23 protein-coding genes and 1 tRNA gene are annotated in these 25,491 nt (G+C 64.5%); 17 read left to right on the top strand and 7 right to left on the bottom strand.

Annotated elements, in window-relative coordinates; translation table 11 throughout:
* Window positions 1–8: 8 nt before the first annotated feature.
* The 4 genes from AC0L3X_RS01610 to AC0L3X_RS01595 all read right to left on the bottom strand — a co-directional run bounded on the left by AC0L3X_RS01610 (window position 9) and on the right by AC0L3X_RS01595 (window position 5,406).
* Window positions 9–1,496 carry an amidase gene (locus AC0L3X_RS01610; RefSeq protein WP_428841293.1) on the bottom strand — a complete coding sequence of 496 codons (1,488 nt, stop codon included), beginning with the start codon at window positions 1,494–1,496 and terminating at the stop codon, window positions 9–11.
* Between the two features lie 290 nt (window positions 1,497–1,786).
* Window positions 1,787–3,154 (bottom strand): MFS transporter, encoded by a 1,368-nt coding sequence (locus AC0L3X_RS01605; RefSeq protein ID WP_231144605.1) that lies wholly within the window; start codon window positions 3,152–3,154, stop codon window positions 1,787–1,789.
* A gap of 75 nt (window positions 3,155–3,229) precedes the next feature.
* A complete protein-coding gene (locus AC0L3X_RS01600; protein ID WP_063983896.1) occupies window positions 3,230–4,759 on the bottom strand; it encodes an aldehyde dehydrogenase in 1,530 nt (509 codons plus the stop codon).
* Window positions 4,756–5,406, bottom strand: coding sequence for a GntR family transcriptional regulator (locus tag AC0L3X_RS01595; RefSeq protein WP_063983895.1), 651 nt, complete (start codon window positions 5,404–5,406; stop codon window positions 4,756–4,758). The genes AC0L3X_RS01600 and AC0L3X_RS01595 overlap by 4 nt, the downstream gene beginning before the upstream one ends.
* 156 nt (window positions 5,407–5,562) lie before the next feature.
* On the opposite strand from AC0L3X_RS01595, the gene AC0L3X_RS01590 reads away from it, so the two are divergent.
* From AC0L3X_RS01590 to rnz, 5 genes are all read left to right on the top strand, one after another.
* Window positions 5,563–6,336, top strand: coding sequence for an alpha/beta fold hydrolase (locus tag AC0L3X_RS01590; protein WP_231144607.1), 774 nt, complete (start codon window positions 5,563–5,565; stop codon window positions 6,334–6,336).
* Window positions 6,337–6,733: 397 nt separating this feature from the next.
* Window positions 6,734–7,951 (top strand): multidrug effflux MFS transporter, encoded by a 1,218-nt coding sequence (locus AC0L3X_RS01585; RefSeq protein WP_063983893.1) that lies wholly within the window; start codon window positions 6,734–6,736, stop codon window positions 7,949–7,951.
* 15 nt (window positions 7,952–7,966) lie between these two features.
* The gene (gene guaD, locus AC0L3X_RS01580) at window positions 7,967–9,364 is read left to right on the top strand and encodes a guanine deaminase (RefSeq protein ID WP_063983892.1); all 1,398 of its coding nucleotides are present in this window, start codon (window positions 7,967–7,969) and stop codon (window positions 9,362–9,364) included.
* A 14-nt stretch (window positions 9,365–9,378) separates the two neighbouring features.
* Window positions 9,379–10,362, top strand: a complete 984-nt coding sequence (locus tag AC0L3X_RS01575; RefSeq protein ID WP_063983891.1) for an antibiotic biosynthesis monooxygenase — start codon at window positions 9,379–9,381, stop codon at window positions 10,360–10,362.
* A 66-nt stretch (window positions 10,363–10,428) separates the two neighbouring features.
* Window positions 10,429–11,331 carry a ribonuclease Z gene (gene rnz / locus AC0L3X_RS01570; protein ID WP_063983890.1) on the top strand — a complete coding sequence of 301 codons (903 nt, stop codon included), beginning with the start codon at window positions 10,429–10,431 and terminating at the stop codon, window positions 11,329–11,331.
* A 15-nt stretch (window positions 11,332–11,346) separates the two neighbouring features.
* On the opposite strand, the gene AC0L3X_RS01565 is transcribed toward rnz, so the two are convergent.
* Complete coding sequence (locus AC0L3X_RS01565) at window positions 11,347–12,180, bottom strand: IclR family transcriptional regulator (RefSeq protein WP_063986442.1); 834 nt, start codon at window positions 12,178–12,180, stop codon at window positions 11,347–11,349.
* Window positions 12,181–12,303: 123 nt separating this feature from the next.
* Between AC0L3X_RS01565 and AC0L3X_RS01560 the strand changes: the two genes are divergently transcribed.
* From AC0L3X_RS01560 to AC0L3X_RS01535, 6 genes are read left to right on the top strand one after another with little or no spacing between them, the layout of a single operon-like run.
* Entirely contained in the window at window positions 12,304–13,224 is a 921-nt protein-coding gene (locus AC0L3X_RS01560; RefSeq protein WP_063983889.1) for a dihydrodipicolinate synthase family protein, read from the top strand.
* A gap of 27 nt (window positions 13,225–13,251) precedes the next feature.
* Window positions 13,252–14,691, top strand: a complete 1,440-nt coding sequence (locus AC0L3X_RS01555) for an FAD-binding oxidoreductase (protein ID WP_063983888.1) — start codon at window positions 13,252–13,254, stop codon at window positions 14,689–14,691.
* Between the two features lie 2 nt (window positions 14,692–14,693).
* Window positions 14,694–15,800: a four-carbon acid sugar kinase family protein gene (locus tag AC0L3X_RS01550; RefSeq protein ID WP_473316241.1), complete on the top strand. Its 1,107-nt coding sequence runs from the start codon at window positions 14,694–14,696 to the stop codon at window positions 15,798–15,800.
* On the top strand, window positions 15,797–16,834 hold the full coding sequence (gene pdxA, locus AC0L3X_RS01545) for a 4-hydroxythreonine-4-phosphate dehydrogenase PdxA (RefSeq protein ID WP_231144609.1): 1,038 nt from the start codon (window positions 15,797–15,799) through the stop codon (window positions 16,832–16,834). The genes AC0L3X_RS01550 and pdxA overlap by 4 nt, the downstream gene beginning before the upstream one ends.
* Before the next feature lie 13 nt (window positions 16,835–16,847).
* The gene (locus AC0L3X_RS01540; protein WP_231144611.1) at window positions 16,848–17,978 is read left to right on the top strand and encodes an iron-containing alcohol dehydrogenase; all 1,131 of its coding nucleotides are present in this window, start codon (window positions 16,848–16,850) and stop codon (window positions 17,976–17,978) included.
* Window positions 17,979–18,036: 58 nt separating this feature from the next.
* Window positions 18,037–19,008, top strand: coding sequence for a Bug family tripartite tricarboxylate transporter substrate binding protein (locus tag AC0L3X_RS01535; protein WP_063983885.1), 972 nt, complete (start codon window positions 18,037–18,039; stop codon window positions 19,006–19,008).
* 85 nt (window positions 19,009–19,093) lie between these two features.
* On the opposite strand, the gene AC0L3X_RS01530 is transcribed toward AC0L3X_RS01535, so the two are convergent.
* The gene (locus AC0L3X_RS01530; protein WP_063983884.1) at window positions 19,094–19,384 is read right to left on the bottom strand and encodes a hypothetical protein; all 291 of its coding nucleotides are present in this window, start codon (window positions 19,382–19,384) and stop codon (window positions 19,094–19,096) included.
* On the opposite strand from AC0L3X_RS01530, the gene AC0L3X_RS01525 reads away from it, so the two are divergent.
* The 5 genes from AC0L3X_RS01525 (at window position 19,383) to AC0L3X_RS01505 (ending at window position 22,044) form a co-directional block, all read left to right on the top strand.
* Window positions 19,383–19,703 carry a hypothetical protein gene (locus AC0L3X_RS01525; RefSeq protein WP_063983883.1) on the top strand — a complete coding sequence of 107 codons (321 nt, stop codon included), beginning with the start codon at window positions 19,383–19,385 and terminating at the stop codon, window positions 19,701–19,703. The genes AC0L3X_RS01530 and AC0L3X_RS01525 overlap by 2 nt on opposite strands.
* Before the next feature lie 144 nt (window positions 19,704–19,847).
* The gene (locus AC0L3X_RS01520; RefSeq protein ID WP_231144613.1) at window positions 19,848–20,759 is read left to right on the top strand and encodes a DUF6056 family protein; all 912 of its coding nucleotides are present in this window, start codon (window positions 19,848–19,850) and stop codon (window positions 20,757–20,759) included.
* Window positions 20,756–21,154, top strand: coding sequence for a hypothetical protein (locus AC0L3X_RS01515; RefSeq protein ID WP_063983881.1), 399 nt, complete (start codon window positions 20,756–20,758; stop codon window positions 21,152–21,154). The genes AC0L3X_RS01520 and AC0L3X_RS01515 overlap by 4 nt, the downstream gene beginning before the upstream one ends.
* A 485-nt stretch (window positions 21,155–21,639) precedes the next feature.
* A tRNA-Gln gene (locus AC0L3X_RS01510) sits at window positions 21,640–21,713 on the top strand.
* A 46-nt stretch (window positions 21,714–21,759) separates the two neighbouring features.
* A complete protein-coding gene (locus AC0L3X_RS01505; protein ID WP_283018659.1) occupies window positions 21,760–22,044 on the top strand; it encodes a hypothetical protein in 285 nt (94 codons plus the stop codon).
* A gap of 218 nt (window positions 22,045–22,262) precedes the next feature.
* Here the strand turns inward: AC0L3X_RS01505 and AC0L3X_RS01500 are convergent, their stop codons facing one another.
* Window positions 22,263–24,617 carry a caspase family protein gene (locus tag AC0L3X_RS01500; protein ID WP_354101993.1) on the bottom strand — a complete coding sequence of 785 codons (2,355 nt, stop codon included), beginning with the start codon at window positions 24,615–24,617 and terminating at the stop codon, window positions 22,263–22,265.
* A 205-nt stretch (window positions 24,618–24,822) separates the two neighbouring features.
* On the opposite strand from AC0L3X_RS01500, the gene AC0L3X_RS01495 reads away from it, so the two are divergent.
* Window positions 24,823–25,185 (top strand): DUF1428 domain-containing protein, encoded by a 363-nt coding sequence (locus tag AC0L3X_RS01495; protein WP_063983871.1) that lies wholly within the window; start codon window positions 24,823–24,825, stop codon window positions 25,183–25,185.
* Window positions 25,186–25,491: the final 306 nt, after the last annotated feature.

The raw sequence follows: 25,491 nt of genomic DNA, 5'->3' as shown, positions 1-25,491 counted from the left end.
CGCCGTTGTCAATTTGACGATTGCAGCGAAGGCGGCGGGACGAAGCCACCGAACTCGCGTTCAATCAACCCGGCCAGCGCAATCGTCGTGCGGTCCTCGAGATAAGGCCCGATGATCTGAACCCCGACCGGCAGGCCCGACGGCGTTCGCTCGATCGGTACGGCGGTCGCCGGCAGTCCGCAGGTCGAGGCCGGGTCCGCCCAGATGAAGCACGCATCGGCGTAAGGGTGCAGCTTTCCGTCGATGTCCAGTTGCCGCGCGTCGAACGGTTCGGACTGGTCATGCGGAAAGGCCGGCACGGCGGCAGCCGGATAGATCACGGCGTCGAACTCGCGGAAGAACTGCTGCCACCGTTGCTGCAACTGCAGGCGCGCCGCGTCGGTCGCCAGCCATTCGCGATGGATCATGCCCCAGCCCCGCGCACGCTCGGCCTGCAGGCTGCGGTCGTCGGGCGAGAGCGCCGCGGCAATTCCTTGCGCCTCTGCGAGGGCGGCCGGTGTCAGGCGCGGGCTTCGGGCTGCGTTCAACAGCTTCATGTAGAGCCGCGCGGAGTCGGCGAGGTCGGGCAGCGACGTGCTCGCACGTGCGACCCGCGCACCAGATTTGTCGAGCCGGTCGGCCAATCGCCCAATGGCTGAACGCACGGCATCGCCCGTCGGCATCAGCGGATGGGTATCGATCACGAGGATCCTGAAATCCTTGAGATCGTTGTGCCGCGGGGCCGGTAGCGCAAGGCGATAGCCGATCCCGTCGCGCGTCTCGTCGGGGCCGGCAATCACGTCGAGCGACAGCGCAAGGTCGGAGGCGGTGCGCGCCATCGGCCCGACGACAGCCAGATCGCCCTGGCCGGGGACGGGTAGTGCAGGCGGCAGGCTGTAGCCGCGCAGCGGGACCAGGCCGAGGCTGGGCTTGTGTCCGAACACACCACAGAAGTGCGCAGGTACGCGGATCGAGCCGCCGATGTCCGAGCCGATCGAGAGCGGACCGAAACCCGCGGCCAGCGCCGCGCCCGATCCGCCCGAGGAGCCGCCGGGCGACCGGCCGAGTTCCCATGGGTTGTTCGTCGCTCCGTAGATGTCGTTGTAACTTTGGAAGTCCCGCAAGCCGATCGGGATATTGGTCTTGCCGATGATGATGGCGCCTGCCGCCTTCAACCGCGAGACCACAAGGGCGTCTTCCGCCGGTTGGAAATCCCTGAAATGCGGAAAGCCCCATGTCGTCGGCAGGCCGGCGACGTTGAACGGTTCCTTGAGGGTCACGGGAATGCCGAGCAGCGGCAGCCGCTCGCCGCGGCCAAGCGCGGCATCGGCGGCGCGTGCGGCGTCTCTCGCCCGATCGAAATCGCGAACGATGATCGCGTTGATCCGCCCGTCCAGCGCCTCGATGCGCGCGATCGTATGCGCGAGCAACTCGGACGCGGACACTTTGCGAGCGTGCAGGGCGGTCAGCAGTGCGCCGATCGAGCCGTAATTCAGATCAACGTTATCTGCGGTCATCACGCGCTCCATTGTATCACATCGTCTCGGCAAACCGATCCGGGCGCTGAACATGCGATTTTGTGAGCGAGATGAGGAGACGGCACAACGGGAACCAGATCTGCCCGCCGGTCGGGGCCGCGTTAGGGGCGCCGACCGCCTCCACAGCGTCATGGCCGGGCTTGTCCCGGCCATCCACGCCTAACGACACGGCACGGAGAACGTGGATGCCCGGGACAAGCCCGGGCATGACGACCTCCTGTGCCCCGACATCGGGGTCAGAGCATCCGCAGGTCAACTAAGAGCTAACCTCAGGAAGCCTCCTTCAGCACCGGCGACGCGGATTCCTCCGCCTTGAGCTCCTCGAGGCTGCGATGCCGGGGCTCGATGCCCAGCGCCCAGACCGTGATGATCTGCACCACCAGCAGTCCGATCATCAGCGCCATCACGCCGGCCACGCCGCGCGTCTCGAACAGCGACACGACGAGAAACGGTGTGACGATGGTGGCGCCGCGCCCCAGCGTGTTGACGATGCCGGAGGCGCGCAGGCGGACCTCGGTCGGAAACAGCTCGGGGATATAGATGCCGAACAGAAGGGCGACCAGGACGTAGATCGGTACCGTCAGCGCGAAGCCGACAGCCGGCAGCAGGATCGGGTCGGAGATCATGGGGTAGAGGATTCCGAGCATCACCGTGATCAGGGATGCGCCGATGATGGTCGGCTTGCGGCCCCAGCGGTCGGCGGTCAGCGCGCCGATGGCCGAGCCGACGGGCGCGCCGAGCGCCATCAGCAGAGAATAGCCGAACGAGGTCGCGATCGAGAGGCCCTGCTTGACGAAGAACACGGGCAGCCAGGTCACGAAGCCATAGAGCAGGGTGTTGATGGTGATCAGGCAGACGGCGCCGACGATCATCCGCGACAGCAAGGGCGCGGTGAACAGCGTGCCGAGATCGGCAGATGCCGGGATCGGTGTCGTGGCCGCGGGAGGAGGCAGGGGCTGACCCCGCGCGGCTTCCTTCTCGATGGCTTGCATCAGCGCTTCCGCCTCGGCGGTGCGTCCCACAGCTTCCAGCCAGCGCGGCGATTCCGGCAGCGACTTGCGCATGTACCACACCACGAGCGCGCCGACGCCGCCGAGCACGAACATGGAGCGCCAGCCGAATTGCGGCACCACCACGGACGCGATCAATAGCGCCACGGGCAGACCGGTGACGACGCACACGGTCGTGAAGCCGAGCCATTTGCCACGGGTGCGCGCGGGCACGAATTCCGTCATCGTCGAATAGCCGACGACGTTCTCCGCCCCGAGCCCAACGCCCATCACGAAGCGGCAGGCGATCAGGAAGGCCATGTTCGGTGAGAACGCCGCGGCCAGGGAGGCAACGCCGAAAAGGAGCAAATTGAATTGATAGGTGAAGCGGCGTCCGTAGCGGTCGCCGAGGAAGCCGGTGCCGAATGATCCCAGCATCATGCCGACGAAGGTCGCGGAGATGAAAACCGCATTCTGGGCGAGGGTCGAAAAGCCTGTCTTCAGCGTGACGCTGAGCACGGTCCCGGCGATATAGATGTCGAAACCGTCGAAAAACATTCCGATGCCGATCAGCAGCATGATGCGGCGGTGGAATGGCCCGATCGGCAGCCGATCCAGACGGCTGCCTGCGTTCACCATTGTCGACATATACGCTCTCCCCTGACTGTTGTTCTGGTCGATGCGGCCCGCCTTCTATGGGCGGTCGGCCGCTCGTCGTTTTTGCTAGTTCAGGCGCTGCTGGTTGGCCGTATCGCGATACCAGTCGAACGGCTGCTCGTGGGTCGCGACCATCACGCTCTTGGTGTTGAAGTGGTCGTTGAAGCTTTCGGTGCCGCATTCGCGGCCGATGCCGGAATCATCGACGCCACCCCAGGGCGAGGCCGGGTCGAGACGGTGGTGATCATTGATCCAGACGATGCCGGCCTTGACGGAGGCGGCGACACGATGCGCGCGCGCGACGTCGCGGGTGCGGATGGCCGCGGCGAGGCCGAACGGCGAATTGTTGGCAAGCCGCAGCGCATCGGCCTCGTCCTTGAACGGCGTCACCGAGGTGAAGGGACCGAACACTTCCTCCTGGAAGATGCGCATGTCGGATGTGACGTCGGCGAACACGGTCGGCTCGACGAAATAGCCGTTGTCGTGACCCGGCACCTTCGCGGCAACACCGCCGGTGACGAGACGCGCGCCATCCTCGTGGCCGTAGCCTACGTAGGTGAGAACGCGGTCGCGCTGCCGCGCGGAGATCACGGGGCCCATTTGGGTGTTCGCGTCGAAGGGATCGCCGACGCGGATCGTGCGGGTCTTGGCCTGCAGCTTCTCGACGAATTCGTCGTAGATCGTGGCCTGGACGATGTGGCGCGAGGCGCAGACGCAGGTCTGGCCGGCGCCGATGAAGGCGCCGAACGCGGCGTAGTTCACGGCGCGGTCGACGTCGAAATCGTCGAACACCATCACCGGCGTCTTGCCGCCGAGCTCCATGGTTTGATGCGCAAAGACTTTTGCGGCCGCGCTGCCGGCGATGCGGCCCGCTTCGGTGCCGCCGGTCAGGACCAGCTTGTTGATGTCGCCGTGCTCGGACAGCATCTTGCCCGCGCTCTGGCCGAGGCCGAGCACGATGTTGAAGACGCCGGGCGGAAGGCCGGCTTCGGTGAAGATCTGCGCGAGCTTCAACGTCGTCAGCGGCGTGTATTCGGAGGGCTTGACCACGGTGACGCATCCGGTCGCCAGCACCACGGCCAGCGACTTGCACAGGATCATCAGTGGATGATTGAACGGCGTGCAATTGGCGACGATGCCGATCGGCGTGCGAAGCGTATAGTTCAGATAGGCGCCTTCGACGGGGATGACGGAGTCGCGGCGCGCCAGCGCAACACCGGCAAAGTAGCGGAAGAAATCGGGCAGGCGGGAGAGCTGGGCGCGGGTCTCGTTGACCGGCCGGCCGTTGTTGAGGGTTTCCAGCCGGTACAGGCTGTCGAGATTGGCCTCGAAAGCATCGGCGAGCTTGTTGACCAGTCTGGCCCGCGCGCGCGTGTCCATGCCGCCCCAGGCTTTGCCTTCGAACGCCGCGCGCGCGCTCTTCATCGCGCGGTCGATGTCCTCGGCGGTCGAATTGGGGATGCGGGCGATGACGTCGCCGGTCGCGGGATTGCGAACGTCGAGCATCACGCCGTTGCCGGCTTCGACTTCACGTCCGTCGATGAAATTGCCGTGGGTTTCGACGTCGATCGACGCGGGTTTCGATGGAATGTTCATGATGATCTCTCCTCGACGATGACGGCGTTGCGCTTGAGCGCCGGCAGAACGCGTTTTTCGGTGGCCCCGATATGGGCCTTGATGATGCGCGCCGCGGTTCGCGTTTCGCGGCTCTGCATGGCGTCGATCAGGGCGACGTGCTCAGCGACGAGCTTTGCCGGATCGTGACCCTTCAGATTGGACACGCTGACGCGGACCAGCCGGTCGGCCTGGCCGATCAGGTCGCACAGCGCCGTCGCCATGCGGCGATTGCCGGACGCATGAGCCAGCGCGGAGTGGAAGCCGCGATTGTAGGCGATGAAGTCTTCGTGGTCGCCGGAGAAGCGGCGAAATTCGTCGAGCGATTTCAGGACGCTGTCGGGAGCGCTCTCGATCGCCTCGGCGACGCAGGCCGGCTCCAGCGCAAGACGGAAGCGGAGGAGGTCGCGGGCGTCCGACAGCGAGATCGGCGTGACCCGGTAGCCCTGGCGCGGCTGCACCGTCACCAAATGCTCGCGCTGCAGCCTCAAAAGCGCATCCCGAACCGGTTGGCGGCTCACCGAATAGCGTTCGGCCAGATCCTGTTCCCGCATTTCATCGCCCGGAGTGAACCGGCACGCTAAAATATCAGATCGGAGAAGATCGTAGATGTTTTCGCGCAAAAGCATGATTCTAGGGACCTCGTTGGCTTCAATTTGGCAATCCTGATATTTCACGTCAAGAGCCAAATGCTTGAATTCCCTGACAGTTGATTTATCAATCGGGGGCCTCCACGGCACGCAAACGGGCGTGATCCCGCCGACGAAGTTAAGGAAAGACCGGACATGGACAGGCTTCTTGCCAACGGGACCGTCAACGCCGCGCAATCGGGCGATGGGCCGCCGCTGTTTCTCTTCCACTCGCTGTTGTCGGACCGTGCGAGCTTCGATGCGATCGTGCCCGAGCTTGAGGGATCGTTTCGCACCATCGTGCCGGAGTTGCCGGGGTTCGGCCGTTCACGCGCGGTCGAGGGCGGGCTCGTCGCTGTCGCGGACAGGATGGCGGAGGCCGTGAAGGAGGCTGCGGGCGGTGCGCCGGCGATCGTGCTCGGCAATGGCTATGGCGGCTTCGTCGCCTTGCAGATGGCGATCCGGCACCCGGAGATCGCCAGCAAGCTCGTCCTCGCCGATTGCGGCGCGGCGTTCTCGGAGCCCGGCCGCGAGGCGTTTCGCAACATGGCGAGGGTCTCGCGGGAGAAGGGACTCGAGGCGATCACCGACGTTGCGATGCGACGTCTGTTTGCGCCCGAGTTTCAGGCGCAGCATCCCGAACTGATGCGGGATCGTCGTGAAGCTTTTCTGCACACGGATCCCGATGTGTTTCGCAGCGCATGCGACGCGTTGGCAAGCCTCGATCTCCGCGCCGAACTTGCCGCGGTGAAAGTTCCTGCCCTCGTTCTGGTCGGTGAGCACGACGAAGCGACGCCTCCGCCAATGTCGTACGAGCTGGCCGCCGGTTTGCCGCGCGCCGAACTCAAGGTCATTCCAGGCTGCGCGCACGTGCCGCAGCTTCAGTCGCCCCGGCAGTTTCTGGTAGCTCTCAACGGCTTCCTGCTCTGATCTGCGCCTGGTCGATGCCGATCCTGCGCTCGAAACGGCGATGCCTTCCGAACGGTTAATGGCTTCTGTGCGGCGGGAATTCACAAGCGGGGATGATGCAGTCCTGCGCCTGTTCTGCCCGACGTGTCAAACGTCCTCGGGGGCCGCGCTAGCGCCATGCCGGAGCGAAATTCTTCAATGATTTGTACTGCGCATGGGGTTGTTTTCGCATTTTTTGTTGGAGCATCCCCAGGCCGCGAGGACCAGAGCATGGGCCGCCCACATTGAAGCGGGCCTCCTAAGAGTTTTTATACACAGTTCTGGCACGCTCCGCGCGTCAATATCCGCAACCTGCATCGTCGCCTCTCATTGCACGCACGAAAAGACAGGACCCGCGGGCATCGAGGGGGCGTGAGCCATGACTGCAGTTGCTTCGGACGCTGGTCGCGCGAAGGGCGGGATCGTGCCGATCCTGCTATGCGTGGTGCCGTTCAGCCAGATTCCGCTCGATGCCTATACGCCGGGCCTGCCGCAGATGGTGGTGGACCTCGCAACCGATTCTGCGTCGATGCAGAACACCGTCACCGCCTACATGCTCGGCATGAGTCTGGCGCTGGTGCCGGTTGGAATCGCCTCCGATACGCTCGGCCGCCGTAACGTCCTGCTCGCGGGGCTATCGGTTCTCATCGCGATGAGCATCGCCTGTGCGCTCGCCACCAGCGCATCGCTGCTGCTCGCGCTGCGCTTCCTGCAGGGCGTCGGCGGCTGCACCTGCCTCGTCGTCGCCTATGCGGTTGCGGCCGACTGCTTTCGCGGCCGCGAGCTCACGGCGATCTCGGGATTGCTTGGTGCTGCCTGGGGGCTTGCACCCGTGCTCGCACCGGCGGCCGGCGGGTTCATCGTCGAGCTGACGTCCTGGCGCGGGGTCTTCGTCATCATCGCCATCGCTGCGGCCATCGTCGCCGCGATCGTCGTGCTGCTTCTGCCCGAGACGCTGCCGGCCGAGCGACGCGCGCCGTTCGATCCGCGCCGCACGGCGAGCATTCTCCGCGAAGCGCTCGTCCGTCCGGGTTTCCTGGCCTTCGTGCTGGTGTTCGCCGCCGCGGCGAGCGCGCAACTGGCGTTCGGCGTCGTCGCGCCGTTCTTCTACCAGACCGGCCTCGGTTATTCCGCGGCCATCTACGGCCTCGTCGCGCTCGGCCTTGGCGGCGTCAATCTCGCTGGCGAGCTCGGCTGTGCGCATTTCGCGCGCTTCATGCCGGCCCGCGTGATGGGCTTTGGCGCGTTCGCGCTGTTTCTCGCCGGCGCCGTCGTCTTGACTGCGACCGGCTTGGCCGTCGGTCTCGATTTCATGTCGATCACGATCGGCGGTGCGCTGGTGCTCGGCGGTTGCGGCGTGCTGTGCCCGATGATGTACGGCATGGCGCTCGGCCTGTTCGAGCGCGACCACGGCCTGATCGGCGGCCTCATCAGCGCGCTCTGCTATCTCGCGGTGAGCGGCGCCATGGCGATCGCGGCGGTGTTGCCCGAAGCGACGCAGGCGCCGATCGGCTGGCTCTATCTCGGCCTCTGCGCCGTCGCAGGGACGCTGCTTGCGATCTCGCTGCCTTCGGCGCGCCACGCCACACAGACTTAAGGAAGGAACCCATTCATGACCACCGTCGGTATTCGCGGCACGTTCTTCGACTTCGTCGACGATCCCTGGAAACACATCGGCAACGAGCAGGCTGCCGCGCGCTTTCACCAGGACGGCCTCATGGTCGTCACGGACGGCGTCATCAAGGCGTTCGGTCCCCATGACAAGATTGCCGCCGCGCATCCGGGCGTCGAGATCACCCATATCAAGGACCGCATCATCGTCCCGGGCTTCATCGACGGCCACATCCATCTGCCGCAGATCCGCGTGCTCGGTGCCTATGGCGAGCAGCTGCTGCCGTGGCTCCAGAAGTCGATCTACCCCGAGGAGATCAAGTACAAGGATCGCAACTACGCGCGCGAGGGCGTGAAGCGTTTTCTCGACGCACTGCTCGCCGCCGGTACCACCACCTGCCAGGCCTTCACCAGCTCCTCGCCGGTCGCGACAGAAGAGCTGTTCGAGGAAGCGGCCCGCCGCAACATGCGCGTGATCGCGGGCCTCACCGGGATCGACCGCAACGCGCCGGCCGAGTTCATCGACACGCCCGAAAACTTCTATCGCGACAGCAAGCGTCTGATCGCGCAGTACCACAACAAGGGCCGCAACCTCTACGCGATCACGCCGCGCTTCGCCTTCGGCGCTTCGCCGGAGCTGCTCAAGGCATGTCAGCGCCTCAAGCACGAGCATCCGGACTGCTGGGTCAACACCCACATCTCCGAGAACCCGGCCGAGTGCAGTGGCGTGCTGGTCGAGCATCCGGACTGCCAGGACTATCTCGGCGTCTACGAGAAGTTCGACCTGGTCGGGCCAAAGTTCTCCGGCGGCCACGGTGTCTATCTCTCGAACAACGAGTTCCGCCGCATGTCCAAGAAGGGCGCCGCGGTGGTGTTCTGCCCGTGCTCGAACCTGTTCCTCGGCAGCGGTCTGTTCCGCCTCGGCCGTGCCACCGATCCCGAGCATCGGGTGAAGATGTCGTTCGGCACCGACGTCGGCGGTGGCAACCGCTTCTCGATGATCTCCGTGCTCGACGACGCCTACAAGGTCGGCATGTGCAACAACACGATGCTCGACGGCAGCATCGATCCGGCGCGCAAGGATCTCGCGGAAGCCGAGCGCAACAAGCTCTCGCCCTATCGCGGTTTCTGGTCGGTCACGCTCGGCGGTGCCGAAGGCCTCTATATCGACGACAAGCTCGGCAATTTCGAACCCGGCAAGGAAGCCGATTTCGTCGCGCTCGATCCGAATGGCGGCCAGCTGGCGCAACCCTGGCACCAGTCGCTGATCGCCGACGGTGCTGGTCCGCGCACGGTCGACGACGCCGCGAACATGCTGTTCGCCGTCATGATGGTCGGCGACGACCGGTGCGTCGACGAGACCTGGGTGATGGGCAAGCGTCTCTACAAGCAGAGCTGAAGCGAACGGTCGCGATGAGCGCATCTCCGGATCCAGCGGCCCAGGCGGTCGCCCTCGTCATCCAGCGCCGCATTGCCGACGACGGCTTTGCCGCGTTCGCGCGGTGGAACGGCGAGGTCGGCGAGGCGCTGAAGGCGTGGCCCGGCTTCCTCAGTCAGGAGGTCGTGCCGCCGCAGCCGCCAGCGCATGTGGACTGGGTGACCATCCTGCGTTTCGCGAACCCGGCCGCTGCCCGCGCCTGGCTTCAGAGCGATGTACGGGCGCGGCTGATCGCGGACGTGCAGCGCTTCTTCGTCGGGTCGGAGGACGTCCATATCCTTCCCGTCACCGGCGTTCAGCGCGACAGCGCGGTCTCCGCCGTGATCTCCTTCAAGGTCCCGGATGGACTCGAGGATGCGTTCCTCAAATGGCAACAGCGCATCCAGGCCGCGGAGGCCGAGTTCAGGGGGTTCCTGCGCCACAAGATCGAGCGGCCTATCCCGGGCCTGCACGACGAGTGGATCGTCATCCTGTCGTTCGACAGCGATGCCAACCTCAACGCGTGGCTGGACTCGCCCTTGCGGCAGACGCTGCTTGAGGAAGGCGCGCGCTTCAACGCCGGCATGAACGTGAAGCGGGCAAGCTACGGCTTCAATTTCTGGTTCCCGGCCGGCAAGACGCAGGCGCCGGAGCAAGGGCCCAGCCTGATCTGGAAGAGCAACCTCATCGTCCTGCTGGTGCTCTATCCCGTGGTCTATCTCTGGGGCTATTTCATCAGCGCGCCGCTGATCGACAGCCACGGCGTGCCGGTCTGGCTGTCGCTGTTCGTCGGCAATCTCGTGAGTACCCAGCTGCTCGGCTGGTTTCTCGTGCCGGCCGCCTTCAGGGCGCTCGACTGGTGGATCAAGCCGAAGGCAGCGCTCGGCCGCCAGATTGCGGGATATGCACTGCTTGCCGCGCTCTATGCTGGCTCGATGGGCTTGTACGCGCTGCTGCTCGCATGGCATTGGGGACGGTGAGGCCATCCACCGTGCGGACCGTTGCGGTGCTGTCGGGGAGAGGTCGGTCTCTGGACGCTGACGACCATGTTCGCCCTGACATTTCTCGGCACCTCGGCAAGCGTTCCCTCAGTGGAGCGCAACCATCCGGCCCTCCTGGTGGAGGCCGCTGGCAAGCGCATCCTGGTTGATTGCGGCGAGGGTACGCAGCGCCAGTTGCTGCGCAGCGGCGCCGGCTTTCGCCGGCTCGACCGCATCCTGCTGACGCACGGGCATCTCGATCACGTACTCGGCATCCCCGGTCTCTTCTCGACGCTGGGGCTGCGGCAGACCTCCGACGTGATGACCATTCATGCGGGCCCGGGCACGCTCGACATCGTCGTTCGCATGCTCGCGGGCTTGTGGGGCGCGGGCAGGGCGCCGATCCCCGTGGCGTTCGCGCCGCTGAGCGAGGGGCAGGTCATCGATGCCGGCGACTTCACCATCGACTGCTTTCCGGTTCGCCACCGCGACACCGACAGCTTTGGCTTCTCTTTCCAAAGCCCCGCGCACCGCCACCTTCTGCCCGAGCGGCTTGCGTCGCTCAGTGTTCCGGACGGGCCGATGCGCGGAGAACTGGCCGCCGGACGACCGGTCGTGATCGCCGGTCGAACCATCGATCCGGAGGACGTCCTGGGCCCGCCGGGCGGCGGTAGGAAGCTCGTCGTGGTCGGCGACACTGAAACCACGGACGGTCTATCTCGACATGTCGCCGACGCCGACTTGCTGGTGATCGAGGCGACGTTCCTCGATCGTGACGCCGCGACTGCGCGGGACTACGGCCATCTCACGGCGACCGAAGCCGCTTCGTTTGCCGCCGCCAACAACGTCAAGCAGCTCGTGCTGGTCCACATGTCGGGACGGTACGAGGATGAAGAGATATTGGCCGAAGCGACAAGGGTGTTTCCGAATACGCGGATCGCCGCCGACTTCGATCGCATCGTGATCTAATCGCCGTCACCGCGCTCAGCTCGTCAATCCCGACTTGATCGCGAGATCCTGGACTTGGGCCGTCGCCTGCATCAGCCGCGGCAGTGCCTGGTCGCGGAAGGCCGCCATGTCCATGCGCATCGCATCGACCGTGACGCTCAGGCCGCCGATCACAAAACCCTGAGCGTCGAAGATCGGCGTTGCCAGCGTGCGCAGGCCATAGGCATTCTCGCCGTCGGAGACGGCATGGCCTTTTTTCTTCACCTGATCGAGCCGGGCGAGCAGTGCATCGAGATCGGTCAGCGTTCGCTCCGACAGTTTGACGCGAGGACGCAACTCGAGCCGCTCGATCTGCTGGTCGCGTGGCAGATGCGCCAGCATGACATGGCCGAGCGCGGCGCTGTAGGCGGGAATGCGCGTGCCCGGCCGGCGGTCCATCTTGTGACGGTCGAGGCCGGCACCGACGCGCGCGAGATAGACCACGTCGCCGCCATCGAGAATTCCGAGCGAGGCCGCATCGCCGACAGCAGGGACGAGGTCGCGCAGCAGCGGCTCGACGATCGGCCGCAACGAGCCGCGCGACAGCACGGTGTAGCCGAGGTCGAGACAGGCGACGCCGAGACGGAACCGGCGGCTTTGCGGAACGGCCTGGAGATAGCCGAGTTCGGTCAGGGTCTGGATCAGGCGGAACGCCGTCCCGCGATCGAGATCAGCCCGTGCGGCAATCTCACTCAGGGTCAGCTCGAAGGTTTCGCTGGTGAAACTCTTGAGCACGGCAAAGGCCTTGCCGACGGAGGCGACATAATTCTTGGGATTTTTGGCGCTAGTTTCCGATACGCGCTTCGCGGCCTTCCCTGCGACCTTGGCCATGCTCGAATGCCCCACCATGACAGCCATGCCCTTGACGTCGGGCCGAGCTGATTTTACGACTGCACCAGCAAATAACAAATGTTCGCATTCCGAACAACATCGTTCTGACGATCGGAGGAAGTTTTGTCGACATCATCGCTGCACCCTCATGGCGTGTTCTCCGCCGCGTTGACGCCGCTCGACGCCGAGCTTGCTCCCGATCATGCGCGCTTCGTGGACCATTGTCGCTATCTGCTCGACGAAGGCTGCGACGGCATCGCGATGCTGGGCACGACGGGTGAGGCGAACTCCTTTTCGGTGGCCGAACGCACGGCGCTGCTCGAGGCGGTGGTGGCTGCCGGCATCGCGCCGCGGCGGCTTTTGCCTGGCACCGGCGTTGCCGCGCTCAGCGACACCATCGCGCTGACGCGCCACGCACTCTCGGTCGGCGTCGACACCGTGGTGATGCTGCCGCCGTTCTACTACAAGAACGTCACTGATGACGGAATCTTCGCCTCCTACAGCGAGGTGGTGCAGCGCATCGGTGATGCGCGTCTGAAAGTCGTCCTCTATCACTACCCGCAGATGTCGGCGCAGCCGATCTCGCATGCGCTGATCGAGCGGCTGCGCAAGGCCTATCCGGCCACGTTCACGGGCATCAAGGATTCGTCCGGCGACTTCGCCAACATGACGGCGATGGTCGAACGGTTTCCGGGCTTCGCGGTCCTCGGCGGCGCCGATCCATTGATGCTGCCGCTGCTGCGCAAGGGGGGCGCGGGCTGCATCACCGCGACCTCCAATGTCGTCGCGCGCAGTCTTGCCTATGTCTTCAAGCACTTTGGCGACAGCGACGACGATCCGGCGCTCAAGGCGGCGCAGGCGCGCATCGTGAAGGCGCGCGAGCTGGTCTCGCAATTTCCGCAGATGGCCTCGCTGAAGGCGCTTGCGGCTGATCGCACCAAGCATGCCGGTTGGCAGCGGCTGCGGCCGCCGCTGGAGTCCTTGCCGCCGGACCAGTTGAGAGAGTTGCTTGCGAATGCTGCGGCATTCGCAGCCTCCGCCTAAGCTCGGTACGGACGACGAGGCGACCTGATGTCCAACTCATTCCAGGATGCATTGGCCGGGCTCGCCGCGATCGTCGGCGACAAGCACGTCATCGCGTCCGGAGCCGACCAGGAGCCTTATGTGGTGGACTGGCGCGGGCGCTATCGCGGCCGCGCGGTCGCGGTGGTGAAGCCCGGTTCGACCGCCGAGGTCGCCTCCGTCGTCAAATACTGCGCCGACAGGCGCCTTGCGATCGTGCCGCAAGGCGGCAACACCGGCATGTGCGGAGCCGCGACGCCGGACGATCACGCGGGCAATGTCGTGATCCGGCTCGACCGCATGCGAGCCGTGCGCGACGTCAGTCCGCTCGCCAATACGATCACGGTCGAGGCCGGCTGCATTCTCGCCGAGGTCCAGAACGCGGCGCGTAGCGTCGATCGCTACTTTCCCTTGAGCCTGGGTGCCGAGGGTTCTTGCCAGATCGGCGGCAACATCTCGACCAATGCCGGCGGCACGGCCGTTCTGCGCTACGGCCCGACGCGCGATCTCGTGCTCGGGCTCGAAGCCGTGCTGCCCGACGGGCGTATCTTCAACGGCCTGCGCGCGCTGCGCAAGGACAACACGGGTTACGCGCTCAAGCAGCTCTTCATCGGGGCGGAAGGCACGCTCGGCATCGTCACCGCGGCGGTGCTGAAACTGTTCTCGCCGCCGCGCAGCTCGGCGCTGGCGCTGGTGAAATTGCAGGGTGTCGCGCAGGCACTCGAGATCATGGCGCGCCTGCGCGGTATGGTCGGCGACCGGCTCGGCAGCCTCGAAATCATGTCGCGCTCGCAGATCGAGGTGATCAGGGAGACCGTGCCGCACGTCACGATCCCGTTCGAGCTGACGACGCCGTGGTATCTGATCGTCGAGCTAACCGACGCGCTCGCGGGCGTCGATCTCGACGAGCCGCTCGCCACGGCGCTGGCGGATGCGATGGAGGCCGGCATCGCCGAAGACGTCACCCTGGCCTCCAACCTCGCGCAGGCGAAGGCAATCTGGGCCGTCAGGCACAGCGTGTCCGAAGGCAACAAGCGCAGCGGCTATGTCGTCTCGCACGACAGCGTTGTGCCGCTGGAGCGCCAGGCGGACTTCGTCACCAATGTCGAGGCGCGAATTGTGGCCGCGGTACCGCATGCCCGCGTGGTGATGCATGGCCATATCGGCGACGGCAACATCCACGTGATCGCCCTGATCGACCGTGCGCATTGTCAGGAGCCGGTGACGACGGCCGCCCTGGTGGCGCAAATCAATGAGATCGTCGACGATGAAACCGCAGCGCAGGGCGGGGCGATCAGTGCCGAGCACGGCATCGGGATCACCAATCGCGTCCGGCTGGCCCGTGTCGCCGATCCGCTCGATATCGAGCTGATGCGCGGCATCAAGCGCTTGCTCGATCCGAACGGCCTGATGAACCCCGGCAAGATCTTTGGCGCGGGAGCAGCATGACGATGACGGTCGTGCGCCTGCTTGCCGACGATCTCACCGGCGCGCTCGACACCGCGGCGGAGTTCGTCGGCCTGTGCGGACCGTTCGACGTCACCTGGGTGGATTCGCCCGCGGCTCCGGGCGCGCAAAGCCTCGCGATCGACAGCGGCACCCGCGAGCGGTCGAAAGCCGACAGCGTCGAGATCGTCGGACGGCTGGCGCCGCAGCTTCAGGGTGGGACGATCGCCTACAAGAAGGTCGACAGCCTGCTCCGCGGTGCCTGGGCGGCCGAGCTCGGCGCCTGCCTGCGCGGCGGCCCTTGGGCTTCATGCGTGGTCGCACCGGCCTTCGACTATCGGGGACGCCGTACCGTCGAGGGCCAGCAATTCGCGCGCACTGTACAGGGTGACTGGCATCGCGTCGGCGACAACCTGCTGGATCAATTGAAACTGGAAGGTATCGAGGCGCGGCAGGGCGGCCCTGACACGCTCGCGCAAGGTGGCGTTCAGGTGTTCGATGCCGAGAGCGACATCGACCTCGATCGCGTCGTCGAAATGGCGCGGCAGATGCCGGGGCCCGTGCTCTGGTGCGGAAGCGGCGGGCTGGCCGGCGCGCTCGCCCGCGGCCATCGCGCCGATGCCCCGAGCCGGCTGAAGCGGCCGGTGCTGGGGCTGTTCGGTTCCGACCAGGCCGCTACTGCCTCCCAGCTCGCAGCATGTGGCGAAGCCACCATCGCGTTGGCCGAAGGTGAGGGGGGCGCAGGCGTTCAACGCAAGCTGGCTGACGATGGCGTGGCGCTGGTGAAATTCGCGCTCGCGGATGGCCTTTCGCGCGCCGAGGCCGCCCAGCGGATCGCGCGCGAGCTGACGACGCTGATTTCGGCGCTCAATCCGCCCGGAACCCTGATCGTTGCTGGCGGCGAGACCTTGAAGGCCGTATGCGTTGCGCTCGGCGCGCATGCGCTCCAGGTGACGGGGCGTATCGTGCCGGGATTGCCGCGCTCGGTGCTGCAAGGCGGCCGTTGGGCCGGCGTCGACGTCATCTCGAAATCCGGCGCGTTCGGCACCAGCGAGCTGTGGCGCGATCTGCTCCGGGACAATCATTTGCTGAATATGGGGAGCCCGACATGACCTCTCGTCATCTTGCCATTACCATGGGCGATCCGGCCGGGATCGGCCCGGAGATCATCGTCAAGGCCTGCGTCGGGCTGAAGGACCGGATCGCGACAGGCGATCTGCGCATCCTGATCATCGGCAGCGGCGCCGCGCTCGATGGTGCCAGGGCCGCGCTCGGCGCTGCCGTTGCGATTCCGGAGGTGAGTGCTGACGATGCTGACTGGCCGAACCTCTGTTTCCTCCAGGCCGATGTCGAGGGCACCCCGATCAAGCCCGGCGTCTTGAGCGCCGATGGCGGCCGCTTTGCCTACAAGGCGATCGAGCAGGGCGTGCGCCTGACCCAGGCCGGGCGGACCTCCGCGATTGTTACCGCGCCGCTCAACAAGGAAGCACTCAACAAGGCCGGCTATCACTTCCCTGGCCATACCGAGATGCTGGCGCACCTCACCGGCGTCCGCGGATCGGTGATGCTGCTCGCCCACGGCAACATGCGCGTCAGCCATGTCTCGACCCACGTGGCGCTGGAAGACGTGCCGAAGCGTCTGACGCCGGAGCGTCTGCGCATGGTGATCGATCTCACCAACGAGGCTTTGCTGCGGCTCGGTATCGACAAGCCGAAGATTGCGATCGCCGCGCTCAATCCGCATGCGGGCGAGGGCGGTCTGTTCGGCCGGCAGGATATCGACGTTTCGGCACCGACGATTGCCAAGGCCGTCGCCGATGGCCTCGACGTCGTCGGCCCGGTGCCCGGCGACACCATCTTCGTCAAGCTGCGCGCCGGCCAGTACGATGCTGCAGTCGCGATGTATCACGACCAGGGGCACATCCCGGTCAAACTGCTGGGCTTCCAGGTCGATCCCGCGACCGGGCGCTGGCAGGAGCTCTCCGGCGTCAACATCACGCTGGGCCTGCCGATCATCCGCACCTCCGTCGATCACGGCACCGCCTTCGACATTGCCGGCAAGGGCATTGCCAACGAGCACAGCCTGATCGAGGCCATCGACTATGCCGAGCGGCTCTCCGCTGGCGTCTCCGCCTCCAAGTCATGAGATCTGGCGCACGATGACCAACGCCTTCACGCCCATCGAAATCCAACGTCCCACCATCCTGGAATTCGGCAACGGCACCATCACGGCTGCTGCGCGTTTCGCCGAGCGGATCGGCGCCAGGCGGCCGCTGGTGATTTCCGATCCGTTCAATGCGCGCCGCGTCGATGCGCTGGCGCTGCCGGGGGCAGTGAAAGTGTTCGGCGACGTGAAGCCCGAGCCGGACCTGCCCAATCTCGAGAAGGCCGTCGCGATGGCGCGTGACGTCAAGCCTGATCTCGTGGTCGGCTTCGGCGGCGGCAGCGCGATGGATCTCGCCAAGCTGGTCGCGGTGCTCTGCACCAGTGACGTGGCCTTTGCCGATATCGTTGGGCCAGAAAAAGTCGCCGGCCGCAGCGTCGCGCTGATGCAGATCCCGACCACGTCGGGCACCGGCAGCGAGGTGGGTACCCGCGCGCTCGTCACCGATCCCGTCAGCCAGAACAAGCAGGCGGTGCAGAGCCGCTTCATGCTCGCCGATATCGCCATCGTCGATCCTGATCTCACAATGACCGTTCCGAAGGAGGTCACTGCAGCCACCGGCGTCGATGCGCTGGCGCATTGCGTCGAGGCCTACACCAGCCGCAAGGCGCATCCGATGATCGACCTTTATGCGCTCGAGGGCGCGCGGCTGGTCGGGCAATATCTCAAGCGGGCGGTCGCTGACGGCGGAGATCGCGAGGCACGCGCGGGTCTCTCCCTGGCCTCGCTCTATGGCGGCTATTGCCTTGGACCGGTGAACACCACCGCCGGGCATGCCGTCGCTTATCCGCTCGGCACGCGCCATCATGTCGCGCATGGGCTCGCCTGTGCCGTGATCTTCCCGCATACGCTGGCCTTCAACATGCCGGCAGTCGAGGCGAAGACGGTCGCGGTGCTGGCGGCGCTCGGCCTGCCGGCGCAGAACGATGCGAAGCTCGCATTCGACGCCACTTACGATTTCTGCAAGAACCTCGGCATCGAGATGCGTCTGTCCGCGCTCGGCGTGCCCAAGGGCGATCTCGGCGTCATGGCCGACGAGGCGCACGCCATTCGCCGCCTGCTCGACAATAATCCGCGCGACCTCGGCCGGGATGCGATCCTGAACATGTACGAGGTCGCGTTCTAGTCACCTCCGCCGCGCGCGGCACCCAATCAACAAAACAGTAGCAGTAGAGGAAACTTCGATGAGATCGATGTGGCTTGGTCTTGTGTCAGCCGTGCTGCTGGCGACGTCGCCGGCAAAGGCGCAGGACGGCTACCCGTCCAAGCAGGTGACGGTGATTGTGCCCTTCGCCGCCGGCGGTACCGCCGACATCTTCGCGCGCATGGTGTCGAACCATCTGCAAGTGAAGCTGGGCAAGCCGTTCGTGGTCGAGAATGTCGGCGGTGCCGGCTCGATCCTCGGCGTGACGCGGCTGGCGAAATCGGCGCCTGACGGCATCACGCTCGGCCTTGCCAGCACCTCCGCGCTCGCGATCAACCCCACGCTCTACGGTCCGAAGCTCAGCTACCAGCCGGACAGGGACCTGGTGCCGGTCGCCCAGATCAGCGTCGTGCCGAATGTGCTCGTGGTGAATCCGAACAAGATCAAGGCGCGCACCGTGCCGGAGCTGATCGCCTATCTGAAGGCGAACCCGGACAAGGTCTCGTTCGGCTCGGCCGGCGTCGGCACCTCGCAGCATCTTGCCGCTGAACTGTTTCAACAGATGACCGGCACCAAGATGGTACATGTGCCCTACAAGGGCTCCAGCCAGATGCTGACGGATCTGTTGAGCGGCCAGATCGATCTTGCCTTCGACAACGTGCCGCTGCTGCTGCCACAGGTGAAGACCGGCCAGCTCGCGATGCTCGCCACTGCAACGCCCAAGCGCGCCGCCTTCGATCCGGAAGTCCCGGCCGTCGCCGAATTCCTGCCGGGCTTCGAAGCGGTGGCCTGGCACGGCTTCTTCGTTCCCGCGGCCACGCCGAAGCCCATCGTCGAAAAGCTGTCGGGCGAGATCCGCGCCTTCATGCGGCAGCCGGAGACGGTGCAGAAGATGGCCGAGCTCGGCGCGGCCGCGGTTGCGGTGGATTCGGAGCCGTTCAAGATCTACATCGCTTCCGAGACTGAGCGGTGGAAGAAGGTGATCGAAGCGGCGAACATCAAGCTGGAGTAGGGGGCGGTCGCTTATCTGGAAATGACGGACGGGTCGCTGTCGGCTCGGCTTCCTCGCGAGCCCCGCTGAGCGCGGGCCTTGCCCCTCATTCGAAGAATTCTCCAACCCAGTTGTGCCTGACAGCCTCGACGTGCCAGCCCATTGCGCGTTGCGCGTTCGGTAGGGGATCCGGCACGTCGCTGCGGACGTGGCTGTCGAGGCCCCGCGCACGGTGCGCGTGGCGTCCTTCGCTCCGCAGGCGAAACCTGCCTTGTGACTCGAAAATCCGGCTGTAGCCGTCGGTCGGAAAGAAAGTTCCTGCGATCGGAAAGTGGGTCGGCTGCTGCCGAAGCATCAGGAACGTGATGTCCTCCGCGGTTTCCGAGAGACGTGTCATGACTGTCCTGCTGAGAAACACCTTCAAGGCCTGGATCGACCGGGCGCCGGGCGCGCCGCCCAAGCTGGTCATGGTCGGCGACGTGAGGGTACCGACCGATGGCTGGCAGGCCCGGCTGACCAGGCGCTCGCCGCAAGGTATCAATCCGAAGATCCTGATCCTCGACGTGAACACGCAGCAGCCGGGCGGCGAAGCGCAGGAAGCGATCACCACGATCCCGCTCCGTTACGAGGAGAGCCCGCCGCAGGACGAATACGGCCAGGTGATGATCGCGAACGGCAAGGCTGAGATCGTGGTCCGCGTCTGCGGCTCGAACTAGCCTTTCGATTGTTTGCCCGCGGAACCTTGTGATCTTCTGTGCCGCGTTGCATAACGAGGGTTGCATTCGGGGCTGTTCGCTCTCTCGTTGCTGCCGCTTTGTTCAGTCGATTTTGGGGGATTTCCTGTGCGCCTCGGAAGCCGCATGCCGGACGTGATGCCTATCGTGGCCGCTTCTGTCGCTCTCTTCATCCTGCTCTGGCTCGCATCCATCGCGCTCTATGCGATGCCTGAATCCGACGATTATTGCGTGACGAACCGCGTCAACAGCATGGGTCTCGTCGGAATGGTCAAATCCTATTATTTGCACCAGATGGGCCGACTGACCTCGCTTGTGGCGATCGCCGCCCCCGCCGTTGTCAGCAAGGTGACAGGCGTCGATTATTTGGTCGTCTATCCGGTCATACTCATTTGCGGCATGGCCATCTTCTTGGCAGTCAGCGTTTATTGGGCTGGTCGAATGTGGACCGGCCTGTCGTGGCCAGAGAGATTTTTGGCGGGTGCAATGCTCTGCGCGGCGAGCTTCGTTCTGGCGATCAGTCTGCGGGAGATGCTTTACTGGATCTCGGGCAGTGCGTCCTACATGGTTCCCGCCCTCTTCGTGATCATCATCCTCGTTGAGCTGGTGCGGTCCGCAGCGAACGAAACCGTGCTCTCGACCGGCCAAATCGTCGTTCTCTCCGCAATCGGCTTCCTGGGTGCTCTGGCCAACGAGTTCACGCCATTTTGGATCGTGGCCCTCGTCGCCGGTTCTGCCGTTTATCGAGCGTTCTACCATCCTCGCCCGCAACTGGCGGGCCATGCAGTGATGCTGACGGCGACCTTCATCGGACTTGCGATCCTGCTTTTGTCACCGGGGAATGCGGTCCGGATGGCGGCATATCCGGAGGGGGGAAGATCGCCGCTTCTTTCTCGATGGGGTTGTACTATCTGTGGCTCGAGCTGGTTCGGCATTACACCGAATCTGCGACGTGGGCCTGGCTCGGTTTCGTGGCGTTGTTTTCGGTCTTCGTGGTGCCTTCGCAACCGAGGCCGACGGCGCGGCTGCTGGTCTTGATCGTCGGGTTCGTGGCGGCAGTGCTCGCTGGTCTCTACACCGCTTATGTCATTGCCTATTTTGCGACGGCGGAGGATCTCGCGACGCGAGGGCGGAATGAGGTGGTGGTTTTTCTTCTTGCCGGAGGGGGCTGCGTCGTCGCCCTGGCTGCCCGCTTCCTTCCCTCCCTGGGCCATCATGCCCATATTCGCATGACGGCCCTGGTGGCCTGCGGGCTCCTTTCTTTTTTGCTCCTCGATAGCGTCGCGCTGGGATACGTCCGCGCCGAGGAGTCGCAATTCGCGACCTTCTGGAGCGAGAGTTGTCCAGAGGCATCAATTTCTTCGGACGACCAAGGACCTGGATGTTGTCGTCCCCAAGAGATCGGTCAAGCCGTCCATGCTGATGGACGGTGAGCTAACCAAAAATCCGGGCCAGCTGCCGAATGATTGCGTCGGTGAATTCTATGGCAAGCGATCCGTGGTCTTGGGCGATTAAGTCAGCGGATCAGGCTGTAAACCCGCTCGCGCTTCGTGCGGGCGATCGCCGGCTGCGGCGTGCCGGCGTCGAGCGCGCGCATCATGCCTGGGTGAAGCCGACAGACCATCCCCATTGATCGACGTGAAGCGGCACGCCGGCGCGCCCGTTGATCGTGGCATGTGGACGTCGTCGAGGCAGGCGTGCCAGGTCTCCTGGTGCTGATTGCCGGAGCCGGCCGCGGGTGAGGGCGGACATGCCGCTACGGCGCGAACGCAGCGAGAACAAGCTGCGATGCTTACAGAGGGGCTAGACCGCGAACGCCGGCGCGGCTATATGAGCGCCAGCGCGCCGCTGATTTGCAAAACTTTTGCTGCGGCTTGCAAAGCTTCCGAAGAAAGTCTTGTGATATCAAGCACTTCGGTGGGGAATGGTGTAACGGTAGCACAACAGACTCTGACTCTGTTTGTCTTGGTTCGAATCCAGGTTCCCCAGCCAGAATATCGGAAAGCCCATTTCGCAAACGAAATCAGGAGCTTACCGAATGGCACAAAACCCGAACCCACCTAGCTCACCCACCTCGGTTCAAAGCACCAGCCCGCAGCAACTAGCCGACCTCGCAACCTTGCTTGCGCTGATGCAAACCGCCTCAAAGATCAGCCAGGAACTGGACACGCTTGCCAACCAAGTCGGCGGGTCGCTGGAGAAGATTGCAGAGCGCTTCGGGGTACCCTTTGGCGATGTTCATCAGACCTTCGTGGAGCAGCGGACCACAGGCAGGAGGACGCCGAAGGTCAACAAGCCGCGCAAGGCAGCATCACCTCGTTGATCAACACCATTCAACCATCACTTCGCCGCCGAAGGGTCGCGAAGGAGGGAGGGGCCTTATGGTTTCGCCATGGGGCCTTTTCTCTGTCCTGATAGGTTCTACCGCGCCTCTGCACGTTATTCGCAAAAGGCATGGCTCATCGCATCGGTATTGTTAGACCGAAATTACCGATGAAGCCCCATGCGGGACCTCACCGGCCAAGTCTGATCCAACCGCCTTTAGGCGGCTTCGTGTTTCACGAGGAAGCTTTTGGCTACTCGCCCTCTGCCTGACACGTACTCCACGCCAATCTCATGCAGAGCCTTGCAGGTTGCGTGAGAGGCGTTACGCAGGACTGCCCTCAGCTTATCCATGCCTCTTGGCTTCAGCCCAAGAGCGCGCTGCACAGCCGTCATAGGGACACTTTCGCCGGGCTCAGTATTCCGCATGAGCGTGATCAGTCCTGCATGCGCGCTTCCCCCACGAGGTCGCAGCACTTTCGGCCCATCCATCTCGAAGGACCACGGCACCACATCAATATCAGGCATGTCGGCCTTGATATCCGTCAGGATGGCATCGCCCATGCTATCGGCAGGAAGCACAATGAAGACGTCGGCTGGGTCGCAGCCCCCGTTCTCGTCAACGGCCTTGCGGCATCTGATGCGATTGATGGCCTGAATAATCTCTACCGACATTTGGCGCTGTTGCATCAGGCGACGAACATTGGTGTAGCCGTTCCACGCAGGCGACTTCAGCCAAGCATCGTCCTGTACGCCCTGAAGCGCAAAGAACACGTTGGTGGGCCATATCAGGTCGCGATACGGCAACCCGAATAGCACGGCCGTGTCGTAGTCCTTCCAGTCGTTGCGGCCGTCCACGGCTCCCCAATGGCCGAAGCCGACGCGCTTGAAGGGATGCTTGAAACTCTCCGCAGAGTGCTCGTAGTCCTTGTGAACGCATACAAACACAGACCTGTCAGAGCCTAGCTGAGCCTCAAGCGCCTCCAGCAAGCGCGCATAGGCGCCATACGACGTGACGCCGTCACGATATTCATAGGACAGCTCCTGCTCCTGGCAGGCCTCGAGGAGAATCGGCAGATAAGGACCGTGATGCCCGAGCTCGGCGCGCGTCTTGTTGTATGCCTTGTCGGGCTGGGTGCGGAGCGCCATGCTGCGCCCGAGCCGCTGCGTGGCGCCGTTGTCGCCGAGATAGTCGGCGCCGTTCTTGCTCTTGCTCAGACTTTCGTTCAGGGGAGGGAACTCACGCGGCACCCACATGCCTTCGCTTGCCTCCCACCGCAGCGCCCGGTGGCGGATATCGTCGGGCGGCGTCAGGCCGCGGATACGCGGACCACCGTCACGTGTCATGCCGCCGGAATGGCAGCAGTCGAGCATGGCGACGAAATAGCAGTCGTACGGAAGCTGTGAGTAGAGCTGGCTGAACTGGCGGTCGAGAATGGCGTGCTCGGGCGTCCAGTCGAAATCATAGGGAACGAGGCACTCGTCGACGCTATCCGGTGCGCCGCTCGGGCTGTATCTGGGAATCTGGGCGCCATGGCCCGAGTAGAACAGCATGCGCTCGTCGCCGTCGCGGACGCCCTCGAGCAGCCAGTGAAGCCTTTCCATGATGCCCTGCGCCGTCGCCCGCTCATTGAGCACGACGCGTATTTCGTCCGGCTTGAAGCCGCTCTCCTGTAGCACCGAGCTCATGAGGAATACGTCGTTGACGCATCCTTCGAGCCTGTCCGCGGGTTTGGGATAGTCGTTGATGCCGATCAGCAGGGCGCGGCGGGTCGGCCGGGCGTCAATGCGGGCAATCCCCCGCGCGGCGCTGACGATGGAGCGGGACGTCGGCACCGGGACCACGTCGTGCCAGACGGTGGCGACGGTCTCGGGGCGCGACAGGTACCAGGTCGCGTTGTGATTCAGGAGATCGTTGGGGACATCGAACGGTGTCAGCACCTGTTGAAAATTGTCTGCGGCGATCTCGAGCGGATAGGTGAGAACGCGATCTTCCCGGTTGAACAGATGGTACCATTTCCGGCAGGGAAGGTCCTGAATGCGGCCTGCGAAGATGTCGCGCACCGCGGGATTGCCGATCTGCGAACCGAACGTGACGAAGACCTTGTCCCTGATCGCACCGGGATTACGCACGAACGTGTCGTAGCAGATCAGCGAGCCGAGGCTGTGAGCCAGGACAACGTCGTAGTTGCCGCTCTTCAGCTTGTCGAGGACTGCGCCGCGCAGCGCGGCCTGCAGCTGTTCATCCACCGACCACTGGGCGACCATGCCCGCGGTCCATCTGATCAGGGTTGGTACATCTTCGAGGCTGCGTGTGCCCGCGAGCAGATCACCGACCCCGTGGACGGTCGCGCTCGCGAGCAGTTTTGCCAGCGCGATGCCATAGGTGATGAGGTTCGGCGGGCTCTTGTCGAACAGGTCGTCATACGAGAGGAAGTCGATGGCCGGGTTGAGGCTCTGATCGACGGACTGGACCGCGCGTATGATCGCCTCGGACCATGACTTTCGAAACTCGGCGTCGATCTCCGCGTGACCGACGCCGTGGACGCAAAGCAATGACAGGCGGGTGCTCATGAAAGCTGCCTTCTGCTCAATGCAATCTGAAGTAGCCGATGTTCGAGCGCAAACGTCCGGGATGATGTCACGGCGCCACGAGCTTCAAATATGAAGTAGCGCACGAAATCCTCGCGACAGTTTGCCTCACCTTGCGGGAGGCATGACGTGTCGGATCGTCCCGCGCCGCTTCGTCCTCGGGGCAGGCAACCCAAGGAGATCCGTGATGCCTTATGTCGATGGTTTCGTGCTGGCCGTGCCGAAGGACAAGATCGAGGCCTACAAGGTGCTGGCGCGTAAGGCCTGCGCCGTGTGGATGGAACATGGCGCGCTCGATTACGTCGAGTGCATCGGCGACGACGTGCCTTATGGCGAATTGACCTCGTTTCCGCGCGCGGTGATCGCGAAGGAGGACGAGGTCGTGGTGTTCTCCTGGATCGTCTACCGTGACCGGGAGACCCGCGATGCCGTCAACAAGAAGGTGATGGCTGATGAGCGGTTCAAGGGCGCCGACATGCCCTTCGACGGCAAGCGCATGATCTATGGCGGCTTCACGACGCTGTTGCGGGCGAGCGACGTCGTCGGCTGACGGCGTTTTGCAGGGTGGGTTGGCGGCAGCCACCGCCTCTGCGTTCGCGGAAACAGACGGGGGCCGGGTTACGCCAGCGGACCGCGCTTGGCGCAGTCGCAGCGTTAACCCACCCCTGCAGATGGCAATGACGTCCGCCGTTCGGGTTACCGCGTTCGCGCCGGACGACGCCGGATTTGAACGCTGCCCGCGCCGGCGCATTCGCTGCCTCTCCCATGCAGCATTGCGCAAGTCCGTTTCGTCTTGCCGGTGTCCGGCTGGCATGCCATCCTAGATCCACCAGGCATAAACAAACGGAAGCGGGCG

This window comes from Bradyrhizobium sp. MI1.7, assembly GCF_055811795.1.
This window is presented reverse-complemented; position numbering and strand designations above follow the sequence as displayed.

Coding starts and splice junctions, on each gene's coding strand:
- AC0L3X_RS01610 (WP_428841293.1), bottom strand. CDS start 1,496: ATGACCGCAGATAACGTTGATCTGAATTACGGCTCGATCGGCGCACTG.
- AC0L3X_RS01605 (WP_231144605.1), bottom strand. CDS start 3,154: ATGTCGACAATGGTGAACGCAGGCAGCCGTCTGGATCGGCTGCCGATC.
- AC0L3X_RS01600 (WP_063983896.1), bottom strand. CDS start 4,759: ATGAACATTCCATCGAAACCCGCGTCGATCGACGTCGAAACCCACGGC.
- AC0L3X_RS01595 (WP_063983895.1), bottom strand. CDS start 5,406: ATGCTTTTGCGCGAAAACATCTACGATCTTCTCCGATCTGATATTTTA.
- AC0L3X_RS01590 (WP_231144607.1), top strand. CDS start 5,563: ATGGACAGGCTTCTTGCCAACGGGACCGTCAACGCCGCGCAATCGGGC.
- AC0L3X_RS01585 (WP_063983893.1), top strand. CDS start 6,734: ATGACTGCAGTTGCTTCGGACGCTGGTCGCGCGAAGGGCGGGATCGTG.
- guaD (WP_063983892.1), top strand. CDS start 7,967: ATGACCACCGTCGGTATTCGCGGCACGTTCTTCGACTTCGTCGACGAT.
- AC0L3X_RS01575 (WP_063983891.1), top strand. CDS start 9,379: ATGAGCGCATCTCCGGATCCAGCGGCCCAGGCGGTCGCCCTCGTCATC.
- rnz (WP_063983890.1), top strand. CDS start 10,429: ATGTTCGCCCTGACATTTCTCGGCACCTCGGCAAGCGTTCCCTCAGTG.
- AC0L3X_RS01565 (WP_063986442.1), bottom strand. CDS start 12,180: ATGGCCAAGGTCGCAGGGAAGGCCGCGAAGCGCGTATCGGAAACTAGC.
- AC0L3X_RS01555 (WP_063983888.1), top strand. CDS start 13,252: ATGTCCAACTCATTCCAGGATGCATTGGCCGGGCTCGCCGCGATCGTC.
- AC0L3X_RS01550 (WP_473316241.1), top strand. CDS start 14,694: ATGACGGTCGTGCGCCTGCTTGCCGACGATCTCACCGGCGCGCTCGAC.
- pdxA (WP_231144609.1), top strand. CDS start 15,797: ATGACCTCTCGTCATCTTGCCATTACCATGGGCGATCCGGCCGGGATC.
- AC0L3X_RS01540 (WP_231144611.1), top strand. CDS start 16,848: ATGACCAACGCCTTCACGCCCATCGAAATCCAACGTCCCACCATCCTG.
- AC0L3X_RS01535 (WP_063983885.1), top strand. CDS start 18,037: ATGAGATCGATGTGGCTTGGTCTTGTGTCAGCCGTGCTGCTGGCGACG.
- AC0L3X_RS01525 (WP_063983883.1), top strand. CDS start 19,383: ATGACTGTCCTGCTGAGAAACACCTTCAAGGCCTGGATCGACCGGGCG.
- AC0L3X_RS01530 (WP_063983884.1), bottom strand. CDS start 19,384: ATGACACGTCTCTCGGAAACCGCGGAGGACATCACGTTCCTGATGCTT.
- AC0L3X_RS01520 (WP_231144613.1), top strand. CDS start 19,848: ATGCCGGACGTGATGCCTATCGTGGCCGCTTCTGTCGCTCTCTTCATC.
- AC0L3X_RS01505 (WP_283018659.1), top strand. CDS start 21,760: ATGGCACAAAACCCGAACCCACCTAGCTCACCCACCTCGGTTCAAAGC.
- AC0L3X_RS01500 (WP_354101993.1), bottom strand. CDS start 24,617: ATGAGCACCCGCCTGTCATTGCTTTGCGTCCACGGCGTCGGTCACGCG.
- AC0L3X_RS01495 (WP_063983871.1), top strand. CDS start 24,823: ATGCCTTATGTCGATGGTTTCGTGCTGGCCGTGCCGAAGGACAAGATC.